Source organism: Coleofasciculus sp. G2-EDA-02, assembly GCF_040226375.1.
Classification (GTDB): Bacteria; Cyanobacteriota; Cyanobacteriia; order Cyanobacteriales; family Coleofasciculaceae; genus Coleofasciculus.
Genome location: NZ_JAVKEW010000070.1, coordinates 80,563 through 102,741 on the forward strand (window position 1 = coordinate 80,563; position 22,179 = coordinate 102,741).

General features: G+C 45.3%; 17 protein-coding genes and 1 pseudogene. 7 read left to right on the forward strand and 11 right to left on the reverse strand.

Features of this window, described 5'->3' with window-relative positions; all coding sequences use genetic code 11:
- Nucleotides 1–102: 102 nt before the first annotated feature.
- The 4 genes and pseudogenes from RLO19_RS07055 to RLO19_RS07070 form a co-directional block, all read right to left on the reverse strand.
- Nucleotides 103–267, reverse strand: coding sequence for a hypothetical protein (locus RLO19_RS07055; RefSeq protein ID WP_446355048.1), 165 nt, complete (start codon nucleotides 265–267; stop codon nucleotides 103–105).
- Nucleotides 268–371: 104 nt separating this feature from the next.
- Nucleotides 372–587 (reverse strand): annotated as a pseudogene (locus RLO19_RS07060) (DUF5615 family PIN-like protein); the annotation flags it as partial.
- A complete protein-coding gene (locus RLO19_RS07065) occupies nucleotides 584–865 on the reverse strand; it encodes a DUF433 domain-containing protein (RefSeq protein WP_446355050.1) in 282 nt (93 codons plus the stop codon). The pseudogene RLO19_RS07060 and the gene RLO19_RS07065, both read right to left, overlap by 4 nt.
- A 119-nt stretch (nucleotides 866–984) precedes the next feature.
- Entirely contained in the window at nucleotides 985–1,248 is a 264-nt protein-coding gene (locus tag RLO19_RS07070; protein WP_446355051.1) for a hypothetical protein, read from the reverse strand.
- A gap of 119 nt (nucleotides 1,249–1,367) precedes the next feature.
- On the opposite strand from RLO19_RS07070, the gene RLO19_RS07075 reads away from it, so the two are divergent.
- Entirely contained in the window at nucleotides 1,368–2,036 is a 669-nt protein-coding gene (locus tag RLO19_RS07075; RefSeq protein WP_446355053.1) for a hypothetical protein, read from the forward strand.
- Nucleotides 2,037–2,404: 368 nt separating this feature from the next.
- Here the strand turns inward: RLO19_RS07075 and RLO19_RS07080 are convergent, their stop codons facing one another.
- The 7 genes from RLO19_RS07080 to pflB form a co-directional block, all read right to left on the reverse strand.
- On the reverse strand, nucleotides 2,405–5,149 hold the full coding sequence (locus RLO19_RS07080; RefSeq protein WP_446355054.1) for a bifunctional acetate--CoA ligase family protein/GNAT family N-acetyltransferase: 2,745 nt from the start codon (nucleotides 5,147–5,149) through the stop codon (nucleotides 2,405–2,407).
- A gap of 224 nt (nucleotides 5,150–5,373) precedes the next feature.
- A complete protein-coding gene (locus RLO19_RS07085) occupies nucleotides 5,374–5,925 on the reverse strand; it encodes a hydrogenase maturation protease (RefSeq protein ID WP_446355056.1) in 552 nt (183 codons plus the stop codon).
- A gap of 20 nt (nucleotides 5,926–5,945) precedes the next feature.
- Nucleotides 5,946–7,112 carry a SpoIIE family protein phosphatase gene (locus RLO19_RS07090; protein ID WP_446355058.1) on the reverse strand — a complete coding sequence of 389 codons (1,167 nt, stop codon included), beginning with the start codon at nucleotides 7,110–7,112 and terminating at the stop codon, nucleotides 5,946–5,948.
- A 46-nt stretch (nucleotides 7,113–7,158) separates the two neighbouring features.
- The gene (locus RLO19_RS07095) at nucleotides 7,159–7,665 is read right to left on the reverse strand and encodes a PAS domain S-box protein (protein WP_446355060.1); all 507 of its coding nucleotides are present in this window, start codon (nucleotides 7,663–7,665) and stop codon (nucleotides 7,159–7,161) included.
- 25 nt (nucleotides 7,666–7,690) lie between these two features.
- On the reverse strand, nucleotides 7,691–7,948 hold the full coding sequence (locus RLO19_RS07100) for a (2Fe-2S) ferredoxin domain-containing protein (RefSeq protein WP_446355061.1): 258 nt from the start codon (nucleotides 7,946–7,948) through the stop codon (nucleotides 7,691–7,693).
- Between the two features lie 16 nt (nucleotides 7,949–7,964).
- Nucleotides 7,965–8,738, reverse strand: coding sequence for a pyruvate formate-lyase-activating protein (pflA, locus tag RLO19_RS07105; RefSeq protein WP_446355096.1), 774 nt, complete (start codon nucleotides 8,736–8,738; stop codon nucleotides 7,965–7,967).
- A 286-nt stretch (nucleotides 8,739–9,024) separates the two neighbouring features.
- The gene (pflB, locus tag RLO19_RS07110; protein WP_446355063.1) at nucleotides 9,025–11,310 is read right to left on the reverse strand and encodes a formate C-acetyltransferase; all 2,286 of its coding nucleotides are present in this window, start codon (nucleotides 11,308–11,310) and stop codon (nucleotides 9,025–9,027) included.
- Nucleotides 11,311–12,364: 1,054 nt separating this feature from the next.
- On the opposite strand from pflB, the gene lepB reads away from it, so the two are divergent.
- From lepB to RLO19_RS07140, 6 genes are all read left to right on the forward strand, one after another.
- The gene (gene lepB, locus RLO19_RS07115; protein WP_446355065.1) at nucleotides 12,365–13,411 is read left to right on the forward strand and encodes a signal peptidase I; all 1,047 of its coding nucleotides are present in this window, start codon (nucleotides 12,365–12,367) and stop codon (nucleotides 13,409–13,411) included.
- Nucleotides 13,412–13,717: 306 nt separating this feature from the next.
- Nucleotides 13,718–16,036 (forward strand): GAF domain-containing protein, encoded by a 2,319-nt coding sequence (locus RLO19_RS07120; RefSeq protein ID WP_446355067.1) that lies wholly within the window; start codon nucleotides 13,718–13,720, stop codon nucleotides 16,034–16,036.
- A gap of 205 nt (nucleotides 16,037–16,241) precedes the next feature.
- On the forward strand, nucleotides 16,242–17,243 hold the full coding sequence (locus tag RLO19_RS07125) for an aldo/keto reductase (RefSeq protein ID WP_446355069.1): 1,002 nt from the start codon (nucleotides 16,242–16,244) through the stop codon (nucleotides 17,241–17,243).
- Nucleotides 17,244–17,634: 391 nt separating this feature from the next.
- Nucleotides 17,635–18,330 (forward strand): sigma-70 family RNA polymerase sigma factor, encoded by a 696-nt coding sequence (locus tag RLO19_RS07130; protein ID WP_446355071.1) that lies wholly within the window; start codon nucleotides 17,635–17,637, stop codon nucleotides 18,328–18,330.
- Nucleotides 18,331–18,710: 380 nt separating this feature from the next.
- Complete coding sequence (locus tag RLO19_RS07135) at nucleotides 18,711–19,487, forward strand: hypothetical protein (RefSeq protein ID WP_446355073.1); 777 nt, start codon at nucleotides 18,711–18,713, stop codon at nucleotides 19,485–19,487.
- A gap of 574 nt (nucleotides 19,488–20,061) precedes the next feature.
- A complete protein-coding gene (locus tag RLO19_RS07140; RefSeq protein WP_446355074.1) occupies nucleotides 20,062–22,161 on the forward strand; it encodes a type I restriction-modification system subunit M in 2,100 nt (699 codons plus the stop codon).
- The last annotated feature ends 18 nt before the right edge of the window (nucleotides 22,162–22,179 follow it).

Consider the following 22,179-nt stretch of genomic DNA (forward strand, 5'->3'; position numbering starts at 1 on the left):
TTAAAAATGGCTTTTCTCGTGATAGCGATCACTAAAGTCTTGGTTTGGTAATCCCAGTTAGCTATAAAAAAAGTAACGTACAGACGTGCCATGGCACATCTGTCATAAGATGGAGTGATAAGTTACTTTTGTTTCACCTATCCCTGCTGGAGAAAGCAACGTGGTATAAGTATCAAGTAACTGTGCGATCGCGAATTTTTTCGCTTGGGTTAGGTGTCCAACGCGCAATCGAGGCGTTTTGCCTTCGTACCCTTTATGCGATCGCAATGTCAGCCGACTAAGATACAGTCGTGGCAGTAGACAGGGCGTTAGGCTCTTTCGCTAGACTATCGATTGAAAATTTCAGTAAGGAGTTTTTCTTTATGCCCCAAAAAATAAGCTTGTACAAGTTCTTCAAAGTCAGTTCTATTATGGGTAACTAAGGTTCTTTCTTGGTTCACGGCTTAGGCAAATTGCTCTGCATCAGTAGCTTGAAGTTTTCTTACATCTCGTGCGGTGATTGCATCAAAGCCTCTTGCTTTGAGTAAGTCTGCGACCAAGACATTGACATCTTCATCTAAGTACAAACAAATAAAAAGGTTGCTCACAAATCTTTAACCAATGGGTCAATCAACTCATCAGGAATTCGATTACGTTCAATGTAATTGTTGATTTCATCTTGATGATCGCTGTAATAAGTCAATGCACTAAACACCTGCGCCAAAGTCAGATGAGGCAACCCTTTGGGAATTTCTTCTGGTGCAACACCCATACGCCAAGTTTCAACAATTGCTCTTACGGGTGTACGAGTTCCCTTAATAATTGGCTCACCCCTCAAAATCTGCTCGTCTCTAACAATGTAAAGATATTCCGTGGTTTGAACCATTGCTACTCTCAGAAATCGTTATCATGTAGGTAGCGTACTCCTAGCACCAAGCTTAGCGCTTAATGTAGGCTTTCTCTTATCAAAGACTAAATTATCGCCTACAGCCAGGGGTATTTCATTTAAGATTTATTGCTCTGGTCGATAAAAAATGGGGGAGTTGGTAAATCATTGGCTATTGCCAGTACCTGAAGAGCAACTTTAACTTTGACTATTGTTGCGTCTTTGTCAGAGAAGGAGGATCTCGTCTCGCCTTCTCCTTCCGATGGATTCTTGAGAAACTCTATCAGTACCCTAGCCGCCTCTACGCCAGCTTCATGTAGAGCCTCATCAAATTCTCGTTCTGCTGCCATGACTTTCTCCTCGAATTGGGCTGATGCTTCCATTGTAGAAGGCGAGATTCTGGGCTGGCTTTATAACACTTCATATTAAGCGTCTGAGGTGGGAATGAATTAAAATCATGAGTACAGGTACTTAGAGGATGTGTATGATGAGGGAAAAGTTCATGTTGGGTGTAAAAAACTTATTAACCGCTACAGCCGGGGTGACACTACTCAGTTTAGGAACAGTTGAGATAGCACAGGCGGCTGAAATCGATACGACAGCCGGATGGTTAGGTGAAGGATATATATTCGAGAACAGTCGCTATGGACAAGTCTTCACCGTACCAAAGGATAATGTGATCAATTCCTTTAGCTTTTTTCTCAGTTCAGTAGAAAGCCCTCCTACAGAGTTCACAGCCCACCTTGCACCATGGAATCCCACTACCTTCGAGTCAGCTGTAGACATCTACTCTAGCGATTCTCAGTCAGTAGCCGGTTTGCCGAGATATACAGCTACACCGTCTAGTTATGCTGAAATTACTTTTAACACTGGAGCAATTTCTCTGCTTGCTGGACAGCAGTACGTAGCTTATTTGAACGTGGAAACTCCGGGTTCGGGAGCCATTGGATATAATTTTGATCAGGATTCTTATTCAGAAGGATACGGTCTTTATTACAGTAAAAACAATGCTTTTTGGTACAACAATGGAGATAATCGGGACTATTCATTCAATGCCGCTTTTTCCACAGATTCCAAAACTGTTCCAGAACCTTCATTAACTATAGGAACAGTAATGATTAGTACTTTTTTGATGAGTAAAATAATAAAACGGGGCAAAAATAGAGGCTAAGACGTAATTTTTCTGTCTAAATCTTTGTTTCTAATATTTATAATTTTTGCATTATCTTGTGGAGATATTGTCTGTAACGTCTTCAATTTTATTGGTTAACTTTACCCACTTTCAAGGGCATAGCAGTGCTATGCCCCTACAGATAATGCCAAATCCGGGTAACTCCCCCTTTTTTGGACAGTCCGCCCAAACATCCTAGAGACTTCGAGGGAATGTCTCTACAACCTGTAAAAGAGCCTTTTATTCTCGTTTTCAATAACTAGAAAAAAATGCCCTCTAAGCAACTGTGCCGCTGTTAAAGGAGGCAGAGCCTCCACAAGAGCATTCCCAGGCAGAGCCTGGGAACGAGGGAAACGAGGGAAACAGAGTTACGATAAATTAATCTCGGCTTTGACTAATTCATTCCCCGCACGGGAGAGACGGAATCCCACTTTTTCCGCCACTTTCTGCATGGGGATATTTTCGGCGAGAATTTCTGCCGTAATCCGGCTGAGTTTCTCATCCCGCCCAATTTGCACAATGCGCCGCAGTAATTCTGTGCCTAATCCCCGACGCTGATAGGGATCACTAATTAACATGGCGAATTCCGCCTCGTTAATCCCGTGCAGTTTACTCAGTCGCGCCACACCTAAAATTTCATGCTTTCCGGTTTCAGGGTTCTTATAATCCCCAACCAGCGCCATTTCCCGGTCATAGTCGATAAAGCAGATGCGGGTTAAGCGTTCGTGGGCAATCCGCCGACTCAGCTTAATGGCATTGAAGTACCGCAAATATACGCTTTCATCGGATAGGGTGGTGTGAAACTTGACAATTAGGGGTTCATCTTCCGGACGGATGGCACGAATCTTCACTGGCGTCTCATCAGTAAGCTTCCAGGGACAGGTGTATTGGTTGGGATAAGAACGAATCGCGGTTTTGGGGAGTTGATCTTCTTGCATATCCGGTTCGTGCAGCACAACCCGTGCATCTACCGCAATTAATTTGTCAGAAGACGCCAGCAGGGGATTAATGTCAATTTCTTTAATCCAGCGTTGTTCGATGACTAACTGGCTAAATTGCACCAGAATTTGTTCTAGTGCTGTCAAATCCACAGGTTTACGTCCCCGCACCCCTTTAAGCGCTTTGTAGATTTTGGTTTGTTCCATCATCCGCCGCGCTAAGGTGGTATTCAACGGAGGTAGTGCGATCGCGCTGTCTTTAAACACCTCCACTAACTGCCCACCCGATCCGAAGACTAAAATCGGGCCAAATTGCAAATCGACACTGCTGCCAATAATCAATTCATAAGCACCATCCAAACGCACCATTTCCTGAACCGTAACGCCCAAGAAATGGTGGGCACCGACTTTCTCTGTCACGGAGGATTGAATCCCCCGAAACGCCCAGCGTACCGCATCCGCATCGGTGAGATTCAACTGCACCCCACCCACATCAGTTTTATGGGTAATGGTTTCGGAGAAGAGTTTGAGCACCACGGGATACCCCAGGGAATTCGCCCAATTCACCGCTTCCTCTTCCGTTTTCGCCACCCCTGTATGCACAATTGGGATATTATAGGCGGCAAGAAGCTGTTTCGATTCCAACTCCGTCAGAATCGTCCGCCCCGCCTTGCGTGCGGTTTCAATCATCTGCTGGGCACAAGCGCGATCGGGTCCGATTTCTTCGGATGAGGGCAGAATCGGCGTTTCATAGATCCCACTCAGGTTGTAGCTGTACTGCCACATTAAATTAAATAACCGCGCCGCATCATCGGGGTAGGGATAGGTGGGAATACTGGCACGGTTGAGTAAGGTTTCCCCGGTTTTCGTTTCTGATCCCCCCATCCAACTGGCAAACACGGGTTTACCTGCTTTCTGGGCATAGGGTTTTAACTGTTCGGCAATTTGGGTGGGATCAGTCATGGCTTGGGGCGTCAGGATCACCAGCAAGCCATCACTGTTGGGATCGTCAACGGCAATATCTAAGGCTTTGGTATAGCGATCGGGATCAGCATCACCGAGAATATCAATGGGGTTGCCATGACTCCAATGGCGCGGCAAGATTTCGTTGAGGGCAGTTATTGTCCCCTCAGATAGTTCTGCCAGTTCACCGCCAGCGCTAATCAGGGCGTCTGTCGCCAAAACTCCGGGTCCGCCGGCATTGGTAATAATCGTTAAGCGAGGTCCTTTGGGACGACGGGGTTGTTTCGCCCATACCTCTGCCATATCAAACAGTTCGGAGATGGTATTCACGCGCACCACCCCACAGCGGCGGAATGCGGCATCAAGGACATCATCGCTACCTGCTAGGGAACCGGTATGGGACGCTGATGCCTTGGCAGCGGCTTCAGTTCGCCCAGTTTTAATCACGATAATCGGCTTAGTTAATGCCACTTCCCGCGCTGCTGAGAGGAAGGAGCGGGCATCACCAATGGATTCCATATAAATGACGATGCTATGGGTGTGGGGATCATCTCCGAGATAGTAAATCAGATCCCCCCAACTCACATCAATCATGGAACCAATGGAAATAAAGGCGCTAAAGCCGACATTTTCCCAGAAACTCCAATCGAGGACAGCGGTACATAATGCCCCACTCTGACTAATAAACGCCAAATTACCCGGACGCGCCATGGTACTGGCAAAGGTAGCATTTAACCCGGTGCGCGGACTCATTAAACCCAGGCAATTGGGACCAATAATTCGCATTTTGCCCCGGGCGGTTTCCAGGATTTTTTGTTCTAACTCAACTCCCTTGGGACCAATTTCTTTAAATCCTGCCGAAATAATAATCGCGCTTTTGACGCCAACATCAACGCACTCTTGGATAACTCCGGGTACCAAGGGGGCGGGTATGGCAATGATCGCCAGATCCACGCGATCGGGTATTTCTTTAATGCTGGGATAGGCGGGAATCCCTAGGACATTATGCCGTTTGGGATTCACGGGAAAAATGGTTCCCCCGAAGGGATTACTCATTAAGTTCCACAGTAGGGTTCGCCCTACACTTCCCTCTTTATCCGTCGCCCCAATAACTGCAACTGTATCGGGGGCGAAGAAGGAGTGCAGGGGTTGACGTTCGGAACGCAGAATATCATAAGCTGGATCGGTGGTTGGTTTAAGTGGCTTAACCATTGTTTTTTCCTTTCCTTATTAATTAATCTGGGAAAAATTGAACGGAACGGTTAACGCTGAACACCCAAGGACTCAAGCCTAGGGTTCTCCCTGATAATCTGCCATCTGAGTTGGAGAAGGTGGGGAAGAGGTTTTGATTGTGTAGGGGCGGGTTTTACTACTATTGTTTCTTACCTCACAAAAGATGGGACTCGCGCCCGCCCAGACTGAGTGCGAGATTTAACTCACAACTCCCTCATCTCCCTCATATCGGCGCAACCTGATGATTCTTGAGTCGGCGACTCCCCTTGTGTTGCCAACAAGCGATGAATATGAATGAGGGCATCGGTAACTCCCTGTTGGGCAATGGGTGAGAGGGTTTCGCCAAACTCGAAGTCAACAGCGGGAATGGTAACCAACCAAGCGGGGGGAGAATGATTATAAAGGGCTTGGGCTAGAGCTAAGAGCGATCGCGGATCACAATGATGCCCGAATGGGACAGAATCAGCCTCCCCCGATCGCAGCGGAAAGACTTGCACCAAGGCTTTCTTTCCAGTAACGGGATAAGCATCGACAAAGATAGCCCCATCCACAGTAGCTAAGGTTTGTGCCAGTTCTGGGGTCAGTTGGTGTATGGGGAGCGATCGCACCCCAAGCCATCCCCACTCTTGCACCTGCATTGCCACAACTTGACCCACACCGTCATCCCGCCGCAGCGTATTCCCATAGCCAATCACCACCCATGACTGAGGATTTGGATTGGCTTGTCCTAAATCGGTCCTAAGGGTGGCATTCATTCTCATTACCCCAATTGGTGTTAGCAGTATTCTAACTGGACTTCTTTTTTATGGTTTTGCAAATATTTCACTACCTCTTCTACTAAATTTCGGCGGATGGAAATGTTTTTGGGTAACAGCGGATTTTGGTAAAATTCGTTAATTTTCTGTCCCACTAAGAAGAGTACCGAATCCGCCATCAAGATTTCCTTGGCTAGAAGCACCGCCCCATTGCTGTCAGTGGGTAAGCGATCAATATCACATTTACATTTTTTTAAGATTTCTAGGCTTTTCGAGATGGTTAATATCCCTTCGGTTACCAAGTCAATTTGACTTAACTTACCAATCGGCGGCAGATCCGGTCGCATGGTGGCAATATCCATTTCCACCTCTTCGCCCAGATATTTGCCCACAATATTCCCCGTGGTTCCGCCACAGATCACTTTTCTGCCCTCAAAGTTTAATAAACGTTCCACATAAACTTTGTCTTGCCGTTGATCTAAAGGCGGACCTGTAAAAATCATTAACTCATTACGCTGTCGTACACAGACGCCCACAAACGTGGCATCATCCCCAATTTTCCCTTGATACAGGCTGTGCGTTTCGCTAATCACTTTGCGGACAATATTACGGGCAGTGTAGGTATCCCGAATATATAAGCTTTCGATGTATTTGGCAATATTTTCCCAGCCCCAGCCAAAATTTAAAACCTCACCCAGCCCCGCATACAAGACGCCATCACTAATCGCACCCAGGAAATCTCCCCGTTCTAAATACCCTTCTGAGATAACAATGTCTTTCTCCATAATTTTCTCCGTGCGCGTTTCAACTGGTACAGGTTTTCCTCTCCTAAAATGAAAAATTGGTGGGTTATCAAAGTTTATAACCTTAAACTTATTGGTTTGATGATTAATACGAATAATCGTAAAAGTGGCGTAAGCAATTTTTCGTACCCGACAAATTGGTAAAGTACCAATCACCGTTTTGATCACCTCAGTTAGGGACAGGTCAGCATTCAACATGGTGATCAATATTTCCGTCGTCAGTGTTGCCAGAATGTTTGCTTTGACACCACTTCCCAACCCATCGGATAAAACAATTGTGCTCTTATCCTTCGTCTTGATAAACTTAACCTTGTCGCCACACAGTTCCTCTCCCTTTTTATTTAAGCTCAAATCATAGATATCCAGAAAGTTATCACTGCTCATAAGCTGTTGTGCATTTAAACGACACTACGCCTACCCTTCTACCCTTCTACCCCATCTCCTGTTCCACCATTTGAATAATTTTCAATAGACTCACCTTTGTCGTTGCCGTCGTTTCTCCCAATATTCCAGCAATTTCTTGTACAACTTTCATTTGATTATCCACCACCTCATTAACCTTCTCCACCGTTTCCCGCTTAACCTTTATCAATTCTCGCTTCCGCTGTAACTCATAACTCATATTCACAAAAATAGCTGCAATTATATTTTCCTCTTTAATCGGAAAAATAACTTCTCTGACATAAAGTTGGTGATTGGCGTACTCTTTTTCCTTCCCCTGAATCACCTCATTATTATCCCAGACCCGTTGAAAATCACTGACATCTGTTAAAATTTGGGAGGCGGACTGACCAACAGCCGCCTCCTGCTCCACCTTAAACATTTTGCAAAAGGCGGGATTGACCAGCTTAATTGTCATATTTTTATCCACGACAATCAAGCCATTGGGATCATACTGCCACAGTAGTTCCCACAAACTTTTATCGTTACTTGCCATATTATTTATTGTTCAAGATGCTGTATCATTGAAGACAAGGCAAAATCTCTTGTTTAAACTTTTGCTCGACATTGTTAGCATTGATATTGACAAAAAATTTATCCTTGAATTTCATCACAATACCAGCGCTACAGGTTTCTAGGCAAAAGGAACCCTTTAATTCAACTTTATCCCCCAAATTGTATGTGCTAATCAACTGCTGAATTTTGGGTAATACTTCATAAACACCCAGTTGATGGCACGCTGAACCCATACATAAATAGAGATTTTCTTTACCGTCCATATTTTACACCTCAATTTTACTGCACGTTCAGCCCCTGTCTTTGGAAGATTTCCATCACCTGCTGCACCTGTTGGGGCGAGGGCGAAGGCGTGTTTTTGAGCTGATAGTCGTACCCCAACTGCTCCCATTTATATTCTCCCATTTTGTGAAAAGGGAGAACTTCTACTTTTTCCACATTGCCTAAGGTCGAGATAAAGCGGGCTAATCCCTCAATACTCTCTAAATTATCGGATAAGTTGGGGACTAAGACAAAGCGAATCCAGGTTGGCTTTTTAATCTCACTCAGATACTGGGCAAATGCGAGTGTGGGTTCTAGGGAAACGTTGGTAATCTTAAAGTAAATTTTGGGATCAAAGGACTTGATGTCCAACAAGACCAAATCTACATGATCCAGCACAGGTTTGACCAGATCCAAATTGACATAACCAGATGTATCCAGGGCAGTATGAATCCCCAAATCTTGGCAGCGTCGGTAAATTTCGCGGACAAACTCCGGTTGCATCAAGGGTTCACCCCCTGAGATGGTAACGCCGCCGCCGGAAAAGCGCATATAAGAACGATACTTTTGTATCTGGGTGATCAGTTCATCAACAGTAACCTCCTGACCTTCACGGATACAGCGGCTATCAGGATTGTGACAATAAAGACAGCGCAGCGGACAACCCTGGGTAAAAATAACAAAGCGGATACCCGGACCATCGACTGTACCGCAGCTTTCTATGGAATGAATGCGTCCTTTTACTGTGGATTGGGGAGTGGCGATTGGGGATTGAGAAATTGATGATTGCATTACCATAGTTCGATTTTTGAGTGTTCCAGACGCGCCATGGCGCGTGTTTTGTGTAGGGGCGGGTTTGATGAGTATCGTTTACGAAAGCACCCAAATGTAACTAAACCCGCCCGTGTGTAGGGGCGGGTTTCACGACTATCGTTTACGAAAGCACCCAGATGTAACTAAACCCGCCCCGACTTCGCTTGGTTCGAGGAAACCTGGTGAGTGATCCTTCGCTTTGCCGTGTTAGTTGGTGGGCATTGCCCACCCTACGGGTTTCGGCGAACCCAAAATGTCATTGCACCTAAATCCGTTCGTGGAACGTGCGGTTAATCACATCCAGTTGCTGTTCGCGGGTTAATTTAATAAAGTTCACCGCATAACCCGATACCCGAATCGTTAACTGCGGGTATTTTTCCGGATGATCCATCGCATCAAGCAGGGTATCGCGATTGAAGACATTGACATTGATATGATGACCTTCATCATGGAAATACCCATCCAGCATTCCCACCAAGTTATTCACCTTAGCATCATCCGTCTTACCCAATGCTTGCGGCACAATGGAGAACGTATAAGAAATGCCATCTTGGGCATGTTCATAGGGCAGTTTCGCCACTGAAGCTAAAGCTGCGATCGCGCCATTGCTATCACGACCATGCATTGGGTTCGCACCAGGGGCAAAGGGTTCCCCAGCTTTGCGCCCATCGGGGGTACTGCCGGTTTTCTTCCCGTACACCACATTTGAGGTAATCGTGAGAATCGATTGGGTAGGAACAGCACCGCGATAGGTCTTGTTCTTGCGGACTTTATCCATAAACGCTTTCACCAGGTTGGCAGTAATTTCATCCACCTGATCATCGTTATTGCCAAATTTAGGATAATCTCCTTCTACCTCATAGTCTACGGCTAGACCCTGGTCATTGCGAATGACTTTCACCTTGGCATATTTAATCGCCGATAACGCATCGCCAACCACTGACAATCCCGCAATCCCACAAGCCATCGTCCGATAAACATCCCGGTCATGCAGCGCCATTTCCAAACGCTCATAACAATATTTATCGTGCATATAGTGGATCACATTCAGGGTATTGACGTAGAGTTTCGCCAACCACTCCATCATTTGGTCAAATTTTCCCGTCACCTCGTCATAATCTAGGTAATCCGAGGTCACTGGTGCTAGTTCTGGACCGACTTGATCGCCAGCTTTTTCATCTTTACCACCATTAATGGCATAGAGTAGGGCTTTAGCCAAGTTGACTCGTGCACCAAAGAACTGCATCTGTTTGCCAATGGGCATTCCCGATACACAGCAGGCAATGCCATAATCATCACCATAGTGCGATCGCATCAGGTCATCGTTCTCGTACTGAATCGAACTGGTTTCCACCGATACCTTGGCGCAGAACCGCTTAAAGTTAATCGGTAACCGTTCTGACCACAGGACGGTTAAATTCGGTTCCGGTGCAGGACCTAGGTTATTGAGAGTATGCAAGAAACGGAAACTCGTCTTCGTCACCAACGGACGACCATCTTCACCCATTCCGCCAATGGCTTCCGTTACCCAAACCGGGTCACCTGAGAACAGTTCATTATAAGCCGGTGCCCGCAGGAAGCGCACCATCCGCAGTTTCATCACGAAATGGTCAATTAATTCCTGTGCCTCGGATTCGTTGAGAGTGCCGTTATTTAAATCATGTTCAACGTAAATATCCAGGAACGTAGACACTCGTCCTAAAGACATCGCGGCACCATTTTGTTCCTTCACCGCACCCAGATAGCCAAAGTACGTCCACTGCACCGCTTCCTGGGCATTTGCCGCCGGACGGCTAATATCATAGCCATAGCTAGCTGCCATTTCTTGCAGTTCTTTTAGCGCCCGGATTTGTTCAGCAAGTTCTTCCCGTTGCTGGATAACCGACTCGTCAATCGCATCGAATTCCAGGGAATCTTGCTGCTGTTTTTTATCAGCAATTAAACGAGTGATCCCATACAATGCAACCCGGCGATAGTCGCCAATAATCCGACCCCGACCATAGGCATCCGGTAACCCAGTGATAATACCCGATCGCCGCGCCGTCCGCATTTCCCGGGTGTAGGCATCAAATACCCCATCGTTATGGGTTTTGCGATATTTGGTGAATATCTCTTCCGTTTGGGGATCAAGTTGATAGCCGTAAGCTTCTAAGGATTTCTTGACAACTCGGATACCACCCAAAGGCATAATTGCCCGTTTCAGAGGTTTATCGGTTTGTACGCCGACAATTTGTTCGAGGTCTTGGTCAATATAACCCGGTGAATGGGCGGTGATACTCGTGGGAACTTTGGTATCGACATCTAAAATACCCTTTTCCCGCTCTTGCTGCATCAAATCGCAGACTTTTTGCCAGAGTATTTTAGTCCGTTCAGTTGCTCCTGCCAGGAAGGAGTCGTCTTCTTTATAGGGGGTATAATTCTTTTGGATAAAATCCCGGACATTAATTTCATTCGTCCATTTACCGGGAGTAAAATCCTGCCATTGTTCGCATAAAACACTGGCTGTCTCTTGCTGTTGCGTAGACGTGTTAGGTGCAAATGTCCCAACCATAGGCATTATTTACCTCGTTTCTTGTGTAAACTTTTGAACATTAGACGTAGCCATGACCGTTCTTTTTTTTGATATTTGGCTCAAACGTCTCAGGTATTCGTGTTCTGGACTTAAAACTCGCAGCGTTTTATTTTTACCTCAGACTCTTGACTCCAGTCATGGATCTATAGGAAGAACAGTAAGCTTTCTCCTCGCTAAATCTATTCCTTGCGGTTTATTGAGCTTGGGGGTTTACTGCTCTCTCTAACTGTCTATCTCTATCGTAACTCCATGGATATTAAATCAGCAAATTTTGGAGAAGTCAATCCATTGACTTGACCAAAATTTTGAATTGTCAAGGATTGGGGAGTTTTTCCATGAAATGTAGGAAAAATACTACTCCTTTAATTCAGTTTAGTGTTAAAATAGGAGGATATTTTCTAAAATAGATGCTTGACGACACAGTAAGTACAAGCACCTGATCAGTAGGTTGGGGGAAATAAGCTCAACACTATTAAGTTCTGTAAATAATTCCCTTTCCCCTTACCAATGAAGAAGTTCCATATCCAATCATGTCCATCCCCTAAGCCGTACAAGGGTGGCTCTCCCGTACCTAGGGTGATAAGCAAACCTGATTATTCTTGGAAACTTTGAAGGGCGCACGTCGGTGCGTCCCTACGGTTTCTGGAGCTTAAATTAACCCATTCAATGTTAGTTTTTGGGCAATAATTTATCGGGCAGGTATTGACAAATACCACAGTTTTATCTTAGACTTACTTCATAATGGGAGAATATGTCCGCCTGTAGGGTCGAATGTTATCCCAATTCAAAAAACTCTCCCACCCGCAACATTTGATTTCCTCCTCTTTGGAATTCATAAGGAACTGACTGGATTTCCCGGTTATATCCCTGTGTTTTAAGTCCCTGATTATAAGTTTTCATGAAGACCATCAAATTAACTTGCCACTCTCCTCTGTTGTTGGTTATATTAAAGCCGATCTCTTAGACTTTTATTAAATTCAGCATCTTAACAGGGGGTATCTACTGGGCTATACCTATATCGAAGGCAAGACCGATGTCTCAATTTCCGCACCCTTCCTTGCCAAGTTCAGTAAAAGAACCTTGGTTAGCGGTTAACTTATCCCTATTTTTTCCTGGAATTGGTCAGCTTTATGCCGGAAAAATTATCAGAGGGCATAGTTTAATTATCACTCAAGTCGGCTTATATGCCTTAAGTGGATGGTTGATTTTAAGTCAAATCGGTAATATTTTTATCGGAGAAATTTTATTAATTACGGCTTTCGCGTTGAGTATTTGGGGAATCTTTGATGCTTATGACTGTGCTAAGACAGCCAACTCTCCAAGTTTTGAGAAACTCAGAACCAGTCAAAAAGATCCATGGCTGGCTGTCTTTCTGTCGCGCCTAGTTCCCGGTGCGGGTCATTTATATATTAATCGTCTGTGGTTTAGCGTTCTATTTTTTACTTTTTTTGTCATATCTCTGCTGGTTCAACTCGTGCCGATATTGCTCAAATCTTTAATTTTTTATCACGTTTATATCGCCTCAACTATTCGTCGTGAACGAAATCAGCTACCCATTTTATGCATGGCGCTTGTATCTATTCTATTTTCGCTGATAATTTCCATGCAGATATTCTTTATTAAAACCCATATTGCTGATACTCATATCATTGTCACGAACGAGATGAAGCCAACGTTACAAAGAGGTGACCACGTTATTGTCGATAAACAAATCTACCGCTTTAAATCACCACAGCGGGGAGATATTGTACTATTTTCACCGCCGGAACCCTTGCAAAATAATCATTTTAGAGAGGCATTTATTCAGCGGATTATTGGTTTACCCGGAGAACGGGTAGAGATTCAAAATGGAAGGGTTTATATCAATTCTCAGCCTCTGGAAGAGAACTATCCTCAAGGACTTTCTCAATACTCATTTATCCCTATTACCGTTCCTGCCAATTCTTATTTCGTCTTGGGGGATAACCGTAACCACAGCTATGATAGTGAAGATTGGGGTTTTCTTCCCCGACCAAATATTCTGGGAAAAGTGACGAAACGATTTTTCCCTCCTCAACGGATAGGGATAGTTAGCTCCTAATATTACTCGGATAAACTTTAATTTAATTTACTCTTCCCCAGCTCCTAGACGTAGAATGCTAAGTCTGGAACATTTCCCCCCAGCTCCCCCAGCTACCCAGAGCGCAATGGTACATCTGGAACATTGCTTTCTCTGCTTTGAGCTTAAATTGACGCCAATATAGGTCACAGACATGTCAAAATTGTAGATTGCAGGTAGAGATGTTGCGCCCAATCGCACTGCTTCAGAAGCATCTTACCTGATAAATCTCTATAAGCGGCTTAAATGGGCAATTGCCTGGTTAGAAGAAAGGGAGGAGCTATACGGATGTCAAATCACCAGGACTTGAATTTTATATTAACAGAAATGTTAGTAGAAATCGCTCAGTGCTTCAAAAAAATTATTCAGGTTGATCGGGTTCATATTTTTTTGTTAGACCGATATGATCCAGAACAATGCCTTGTTTTAAGTTTGAACGGTTCCCAACCTCTAGAGTTAAGAATTCCCAATGCGACTGGAATTGGTGGAATTGCCAATTTGAAGATTTTTTTAGAAAAACCCTTTGACGGCAAATTTTACTGTAAAGATAATGACCTAGATTTAATCCAATGTTTTGACTATATTGTTTATAATTTATTGTCTCTGCCATTATATAATAAGCAAGATAATATTGTTGCTTTTGTCCAATTAATTAATAAGCTAAAACCTGAGGCTAATCCCGATCATCCCTTAGATAAAAAGATTGACAATGAGGGATTTACTCAAGAGGATGAAAAGCGGTTAAATAGAGCAACTTCGTGGATTCGCTCAACGGTTGAGCGATGTCAGGCGCTTTATGCAGAAATCAATAAACAAGATATTTTTATTAGCTTTATTAAAGCAATTCATACAATTAGTCAGGGCGGATTAAATTTTGATGCTACCCTTCAGATTATTATTCAAGAAGCCAATGAATTAATGAATGCCGATCGCAGTCGTTTATGGCTGATAGATTGGGACTGCCAGGAACTATGGACAAAGGTAGAAACTGAGGCGGGTACTCCTCACGAGGAGCGTCACCCAATTGGCGTCGGCTTTGTCGGTAAAGTAGCTAAGTCAGGCAAAGCCTTGAATATTCCCTTTGACCTCTATATCCACCCCGGTGTTGATCGGATAAAAAAAAGGGATTGCCGTATTGGGTATCGTACCTGTAGTTTACTTTGTCTGCCCGTTGTGTCTCCCGATAACGAAGTATTGGGTGTACTGGAATTAATTAACAAAAAGAAACGGGGACGTTTTCCCATCTATGACCCCGATACTTGGCCCATTCCCCCGGACATATTTAAGGCAAGTTTTAGTCAAGCGGATCAACAACTGATGGGAGCATTTGCCTTGCAAGTTGGCATCGCTTTGCAAAATTCACGGCAATTCGCGTCGCTGAAGCAGCAGGAAGAAATTCAACGCCTTATTTTAAAGACTCTAGATAATGGAGTAATATATACAGATGCATTGGGTCGAATTATTACCGTAAATGAAAAAGCCCATCAGCTCCTCAACATCGGTGAGTTAGATGGGGTTGAAGGGAGTTGGATTGGCGATTTTATTCAGGTTAAAGAGAGGAACTTTGCCCATTTAGTCCAAGGGACTTTAACTGAACGCCAGGACTATCACGCGCCTCATACGGTTATCGCCAACGATCAGGAATACTCGATTGATTTATCGATTCGATCGATCGCGGAGAACAACGGCTCGAATAATTTTTACGGACTTGTCGTCGTTCTTAAAGAAATCAATGGGACGAGTTCCCCCCAAGTACCAGCCTATCACCAAGTCAGCCAGGAACTAAGCCAGGAATTTCTAAAAAAACATCAGAGCCAGTTATTGGCTCACCCCAATGTGGCAATTTTATGTGCTGATATTCAAGGCTATACCAACTTGATGGAAGACATGGAAGCGGAAACCGTTGTTTCAATGCTCAATCACTATTGTGAATTGATGGTGCAGGCTGTATTGAAGTATCAAGGTACTTTAAATCAATATATTGGTGATGCGCTAATTGCTGTGTTTGATACATCCTTACCTGTAAGCGATCGCGCGTGGTATGCAGTACAAGCAGCTCTAGACATGCGCCAACAGCTAACTGAGTTTAATCGTAGCCATTTGACGCCCAATCAGCCAATGCCTCACCTGGGTATTGGCATTCACGCCGACAGAGTCCATCTGAGTCAGAATAGTTCTCAACCCCTATTGTCGGGTGATATTGTTAACTTTACCTCATTACTCGAACAAGGGAGTCGCGATTATGGCAGTGACATTATTATTAGTGAAACTATTTATAAACACTGTCGCGATCGCGTCTGGGTGCGGGAACTTGATCGCCTCCCCCTCAAGAGTAAAGCCCAATCCATTGCTATCTATGAACTTCTCGGACTTCGTTCTCAGTCTCTTTCTAGTCAACAAGAACAGATTATTGACCATTATCAACAAGGGCGTCGCTATTACCTAAACCAGCAATTTGCCCTCGCGATCGGGGAATTTTCCCAGGTTTTGGCAATTGATGGCGGTGATAAGCCAGCGAGACTACATATCCAGCGCTGTTTGTATTGGCTAGACTCTCCACCACCTCCGGATTGGGATGGGGTTTGGACATTAAGTGTTGAGAGTTGAGTTGTAGGGGCGGGTTTGACTACTATCGTTTCTTACCTCACCTAGATGTAACTAAACCCGCCCCGACTGAGTGTTGAGTTCTAGAATTCCCTGTTCCCTGTTAAGAGTTCCCAAATCTCAACCGTCAACTTGAATTTTGTCCGGCTACTTATTGCAAACTTAAGCAAAGTCAGCACAATGGAAAGAAAGGCTGGAGGTGTAGTGCATGTCCGAAAAAACAAACCGACGCACATTTCTACTCACGGGTATGGCGGTAGCAGGAGGAATAGTGGGGAGTGCGGTGTGGAAACAAAATCAACCCTCAGCTTCCCAGGTGCAGTCAGGGTCAACCATCGCCATGTCAGTCTCTAGAACCACCACAATGCCGGAACGGATGTTAGGGAATACGGGGGTTTCTTTACCTATTTTAGGCTTAGGAGGGGCAGGGAAAACACCCTTATCCAAGCCCAACCAGGAAGCGGATGCGTTGGCGATTATTCAACGGGCGTTAGAATTGGGGATTCGTTACTTTGATACAGCAGCGAGTTATGGACCGAGTGAAGACTATCTCGGTAAAATCTTACCAAACTACCGACAGCAGGTATTTCTCGCCAGTAAAACCGCCGCCCGCGATCGCGATGGGGCGTGGCGGGAGTTGGAGCGATCGCTTAAACGCTTGAATACCGATTATTTGGACTTGTGGCAATTGCACCACGTCTCGTTTCACGAAGAACTTGATACTATTTTTAGCCCAACTGGGGCGGCTCAAGCCATAGAAGAAGCCAAAGCCCAAAACTTGATTAAATACTGTGGGATTACCGGACACCACGAACCTGATGTGATTGCGGCAGGATTGCAGCGTTATCCCTTTGATACTACTCTGGTTTGTATTAATGCGGCGGATAAGCACCACCCCCGTCCATTTATCCCCACGGTTTTACCCGTTGCTCAAAGGAGAAAGGTGGGTGTGATTGCCATGAAAGTTCCCGCCTATGGGCGGTTGTTTAAATCCGGTGTCTTAGAGGGGATGCACCAGGCGCTAGGATATACCCTTTCTCAATCTGGGGTTCACTGCGCCGTGATTGCGGCGGAAGATGTGCCACAGTTAGAGTCAAATGTGGACGTAGCCAGCCGTTTTCAGCCCTTGGATGAGATGGAGTTGGCGGCGATTGAACAGCGCACAGCACAGGCTTGGGAAGATAATACATTTTTTAGGGCGTGGACTTAAGCCAACCGTCTTCTTCTTGTTGATTTGGGTTTATGAGTCGCTGAATAAGCTATTCTGAGTTTATCTGTAACGAATCCTCAAAGCAAACTATTCCGAAATCCCCGAAAAAACTTTTGTTGTCAGTTAAGTCGTTGCGATTAGAACCCGGTGCTTACGCCAAAACTGGAACAACAACGCCCCGCCTGTAGTCATAGGTTTTTCCACCTAGTTAGCCGCAGGTGGGGTTATTTCCCTATCAACCTTTCCATACCTTTGCTATGATGTAATGCTTTCAGCTCATCTATGACTTGTACACAGATGTGTAGGAGTCTCTTTTCCCCGTGAATTTTTCTACACAGTCAACCCATTTGACCAAACAAGGCACATAATATACTCTTTAGCCAGACTGGATATGACTCAGCAATTTAATCACGCTCTTCTTCCTGAAGCCCCAATAAAACGCTGTCTCAAGGGAGATTGTCTGGTTTTTGGACAACTTCTGAGCCACTTGGAACATCAACGGACAATTGAAAGAATTGCCCGGAAAAATACCAGAGGTACGGCTGTTTCCTGGGAAGATGCTGCCCAAACTGCCCATGCTAAAGTGTTTCAAGCTGTCATGGCTGGAAAGTTCCACCAAGGGGATGTCCAAGACTTCTATCACTGGGCGGCAATGGTGGCTCGTTTTGCGATTATTGATTTGGTTCGGAAAGAGAAAAAACAACACTGTACCAGTTTAGATCAAACCATTCCCGGAACGGATTTGCCTTTGTTAGAAACGATACAGGATGAGTTGGATTTATTGGATACTGTAGAGCGTGCTGATTTAGTCAGCCGCGCCATTGATGCGGTTTCAAGGCTGGATAAACGCCATCCGAATCGGGGTTATCAAAAACTCTGGTATGGTAAGGTAGAGGGCAGAACCCAAGTGCAACTGGCGGCTGATTTGGGCGTAAAAACTCAAAGTGCTGTCTCAAAACGTTGGGGCGAATTATTAGAGCGCCTTGCTGAGGAGTTAGGATTGGTGCAATCGGCAACGATTCAAGCCGAAATCAAAGCGACAAGCCGTGAAAAGGTTCAGCGAGTGCGCTCAACTCAAGGTTGGTAAGGCTCGTCATTTGTTATTTGTCATGGGTGAGGGTTTGATACCAAGTTGCATTCAAAGATATAACTTTCTCTCCCCCTGCTTCCCCTGCCTCCCCTGCCTCCCCTGCTTCCCCTGCTTCCCCTGCCTCCCCTGCTTCCCCTGCCTCCCCTGCTTCCCCTGCTTCCCCTATCTACTATGTTTGAGCGCAACTCGGTATGAGGCGGGTTGAAACAATTATCAGCCGATGAGGTGTATCTACCTTAACTTAACTAAGGATTTGAAGTTTTGGTAAAATTGCTCGATTTATATACGCAGTTTGGTGTAATTTAGAGTAGGCTAGGTTTCAGGCTGTTTGCTTTCTCATTTGAGTAGAGTATCGTATTGTCTGGAGCTATAAGCTAATGCGTATAAATTATAGTGAATACAGGTTTTCTCAGGGTTCAAGATTAAACCAGCAACCCCCTCAACCTGGAGAAATTTGGCAGGTTAATCGCTCGGTGGATAGCCCTCTGGAGTTTTCTTGGCAGGAGCAACAGAATCTATTTCCTGATTCAGCACGACAGTTTCTGGCGGGAAATTCGCCACCGCGCTATGTGATGATTGTTAAGGAACCGGAATCTCCTGTCGCCGCCGAGGAGTGGCAAGTTGTTTCAGTTATGGTTCTTTCACTAAATACGGATTTTTTGAGTTCTGTTGATCTACTGATTCCCACTAATCTGTCTGGCGTTGGACAAGATTTGCTGGCTCAAACGTGGCATGTACTGCCAATGTTGAGGTGTAATTTGTCTCATCCTATTGGTAAACGGCTATCTAGAGAGGTTTATGATTTATTGCTGAATGTGGGAGATTACTATCATGGTTTAATTGATGAAGTACCATCGGCGTCAGAAATTGAGTTAGGCGGATTGAAGATAGGAAAGGGAGTCACGGAACAACAGCCAGAACTTCAGGCATTTCACCAACAAGAGGAAGCCTGGAGTGCTGTTTTAAATGTGCCTGTCGCGGCTTATAATGTTTATCTTAAGGCGATGAACTTGACAGCGGCGATAGTCGAGGATGCTGTACAAATTGAGCAAGAATTAATTGAATCGGGGGCAAGGTTATGGGTTGAATCTCAGCCGAATTTCTATCGAGAAAACTGGCGAACTTCTGGGGATGACAGGGCGGTTAAAAAGTAGGTATAATTATGCTTTGAAGCTAAGTATTGGACGAGCAATAAAACTGTAGGGGCACCATCCTTGCATCCGTGTCAACTTAAGACTTTTATGACTAGCGCTCAAAGTTTAGATCCCCCTAAATCCCCCGTGCAAAAAAAGCGAAGCATCCGCTGGTCTCCCCCTTTTTAAGGGGGACGGAAGGGGGATCTAAAGGGGGACTTTGATTAATTTCTGGTTCCCCCCGTGCAAAAAAGCTCCCGCATCCTCTGGCTTCCCCCATGGAACAAAAAGGTGTAGGGGCGGGTTTCACTACTATCTTTTCGGTTGCATCCATAAGTGACTAAACCCGCCCCGATGCAGGTTTCTAGGTTTCCCGTGAAAACTAAGGATCTATAGGGGGAGCAAGGGGGATCTATAAGGGAAAATGGGGATAAAGAGGGGGGTTAGGAGATGAGGGTGAAAAGCTCCCCCTATCTTGGTTTTTACCTTAAATTGACACCAATGAAGGCTTGCACCCTGGGTAATGTCTGACGCGATCGCAAAACGCAAAATGCTAAAGTTTACTCAGTGATGGCAGGTTAATGAGAGTCGAGTAATGGCAGTTAAAAAGACTGAACTGTATCGCTCGTTATGGGCGGGATGTGATGAATTGCGCGGGGGGATGGATGCCTCTCAGTATAAGGATTATGTCCTTACGTTGTTGTTTTTGAAGTATGTCTCGGATAAGTACGCCGGTGATCCGGATGGGATTATTATTGTCCCGGATGGGGCTTCTTTTCAGGATTTGGAGGCGTTGAAAGGGGATAAGGAAATTGGCGATAAGATTAATCAAATTATCGGCAATTTGGCAAAAGAAAATGGCTTGGATGGGGTGATTAATGTTGCCGATTTTAATGATGAGGATAAACTCGGCAAGGGGAAGGAAATGGTTGATCGCCTCTCTAAGTTGGTGGGCATCTTTGCCGGCTTGAATTTGAGCGCTAACCGTGCCGAGGGGGATGATTTACTGGGGGATGCTTATGAGTATTTGATGCGCCATTTTGCTACGGAGTCGGGGAAGAGTAAGGGGCAGTTTTATACGCCGGCGGAGGTGTCGCGGGTGTTGGCGAAGGTGGTGGGAATTACGCCGGAAACTCGTCAGGATGCGACGGTATATGATCCTACCTGTGGTTCGGGTTCGCTGTTGTTGAAAGTGGCAGATGAAGCACCCAATGGGTTGACGATTTATGGGCAGGAAATGGATAACGCGACGGTGGCGTTGGCGCGGATGAATATGATTCTCCATGATTATCCGACTGCAGATATTTGGAAGGGGAATACACTGGCGTCGCCCTATTGGAAAAATCCCGATGGGAGTCTGAAAACCTTCGATTTTGCCGTGGCGAATCCGCCTTTTTCCTATAAGTCGTGGAGTCATGGCATCAATATTATTAAGGATGAGTTTAATCGGTTTGAATATGGTGCGCCACCGGATAAAAATGGGGATTATGCGTTTTTGCTGCATATTCTTAAATCCTTGAAACCTAGGGGGAAAGCGGCGGTGATTCTGCCCCATGGGGTACTGTTTCGCGGCAATGCCGAGGCGCGGATTCGCCAGAATTTGCTTACGAAAGGGTATATTAAGGGAATTATTGGTTTACCGCCAAACTTGTTTTATGGCACAGGAATTCCGGCTTGTATTCTGGTGATTGATAACGCTGACGCCGATAGCCGCCAGGGGGTGTTTATGGTGGATGCGAGTCAGGGGTTTATCAAGGATGGGAATAAGAATCGCCTCCGCAGTCAGGATATCCATAAGATTGTGGATGTGTTTACTCATCAAATGGAGTTGTCAGGTTATAGTCGCCGGGTGAGTTTGGCGGAAATTGCCGCGAATGACTATAACTTGAATATTCCCCGTTATATTGATGCTAGCGAACCGGAAGATATTCATGACTTGAGCGCTCATCTGAATGGGGGGATTCCCCAGGCGGATATTGATGCGTTAGGGGAGTATTGGCGGGTATTTCCCCAGGTGCGAAGTGCTTTATTTGCGCCGAGTCACCGTCCGGGCTATAGTCAGGGTTTGGTGGCAGCGAGTCAGGTGAAAGCGACGATTCTTAATCATCCGGAATTTAAGGCGTTTGCTGATAGTACGTTGGCACTTTATCAGGAGTGGCGACAGTATCATCAGGGGCGATTAAAGGAGATTGGGATTGGGGATAAACCGAAAGAAGTTATTAGGGTTTTATCCGAGGATTTGTTGGCGCGGTTTGCTGAGGCGGAGTTGTTGGATAAGTATGATATTTACCAGCTTTTGATGGATTACTGGGCGGAAACGATGCAGGATGATGTCTATGTGCTGGTGCAGGATGGCTGGGAAGTGGGGAAGGTGCTGCGGGAGTTGGTGGTGAAGAAGGGGGAGAAGCTGAGGGAAACGCCGGATTTGCTGATTGGGAAGAAGAAGTATAAGGCGGATTTGATACCCCCCGGATTGATTGTGGCGCGGTATTTTGCCGATAAGCAGGCGTATATTGATGGGTTACAGGCGGATTTGGATGGGGTGACGCAGGAGTTGGAGGGGTTAATTGAGGAGCATAGTGGGGAAGATGGGGCGTTGAGTGATGCTCAGACGGATGGGGGGAAGGTGACGAAGACGAAGGTGAAGCAATTAATCGTTGCTAATGGACAATTAACGATTGATGGTTCGGAGTGAACTATTAACTGGGAGAAC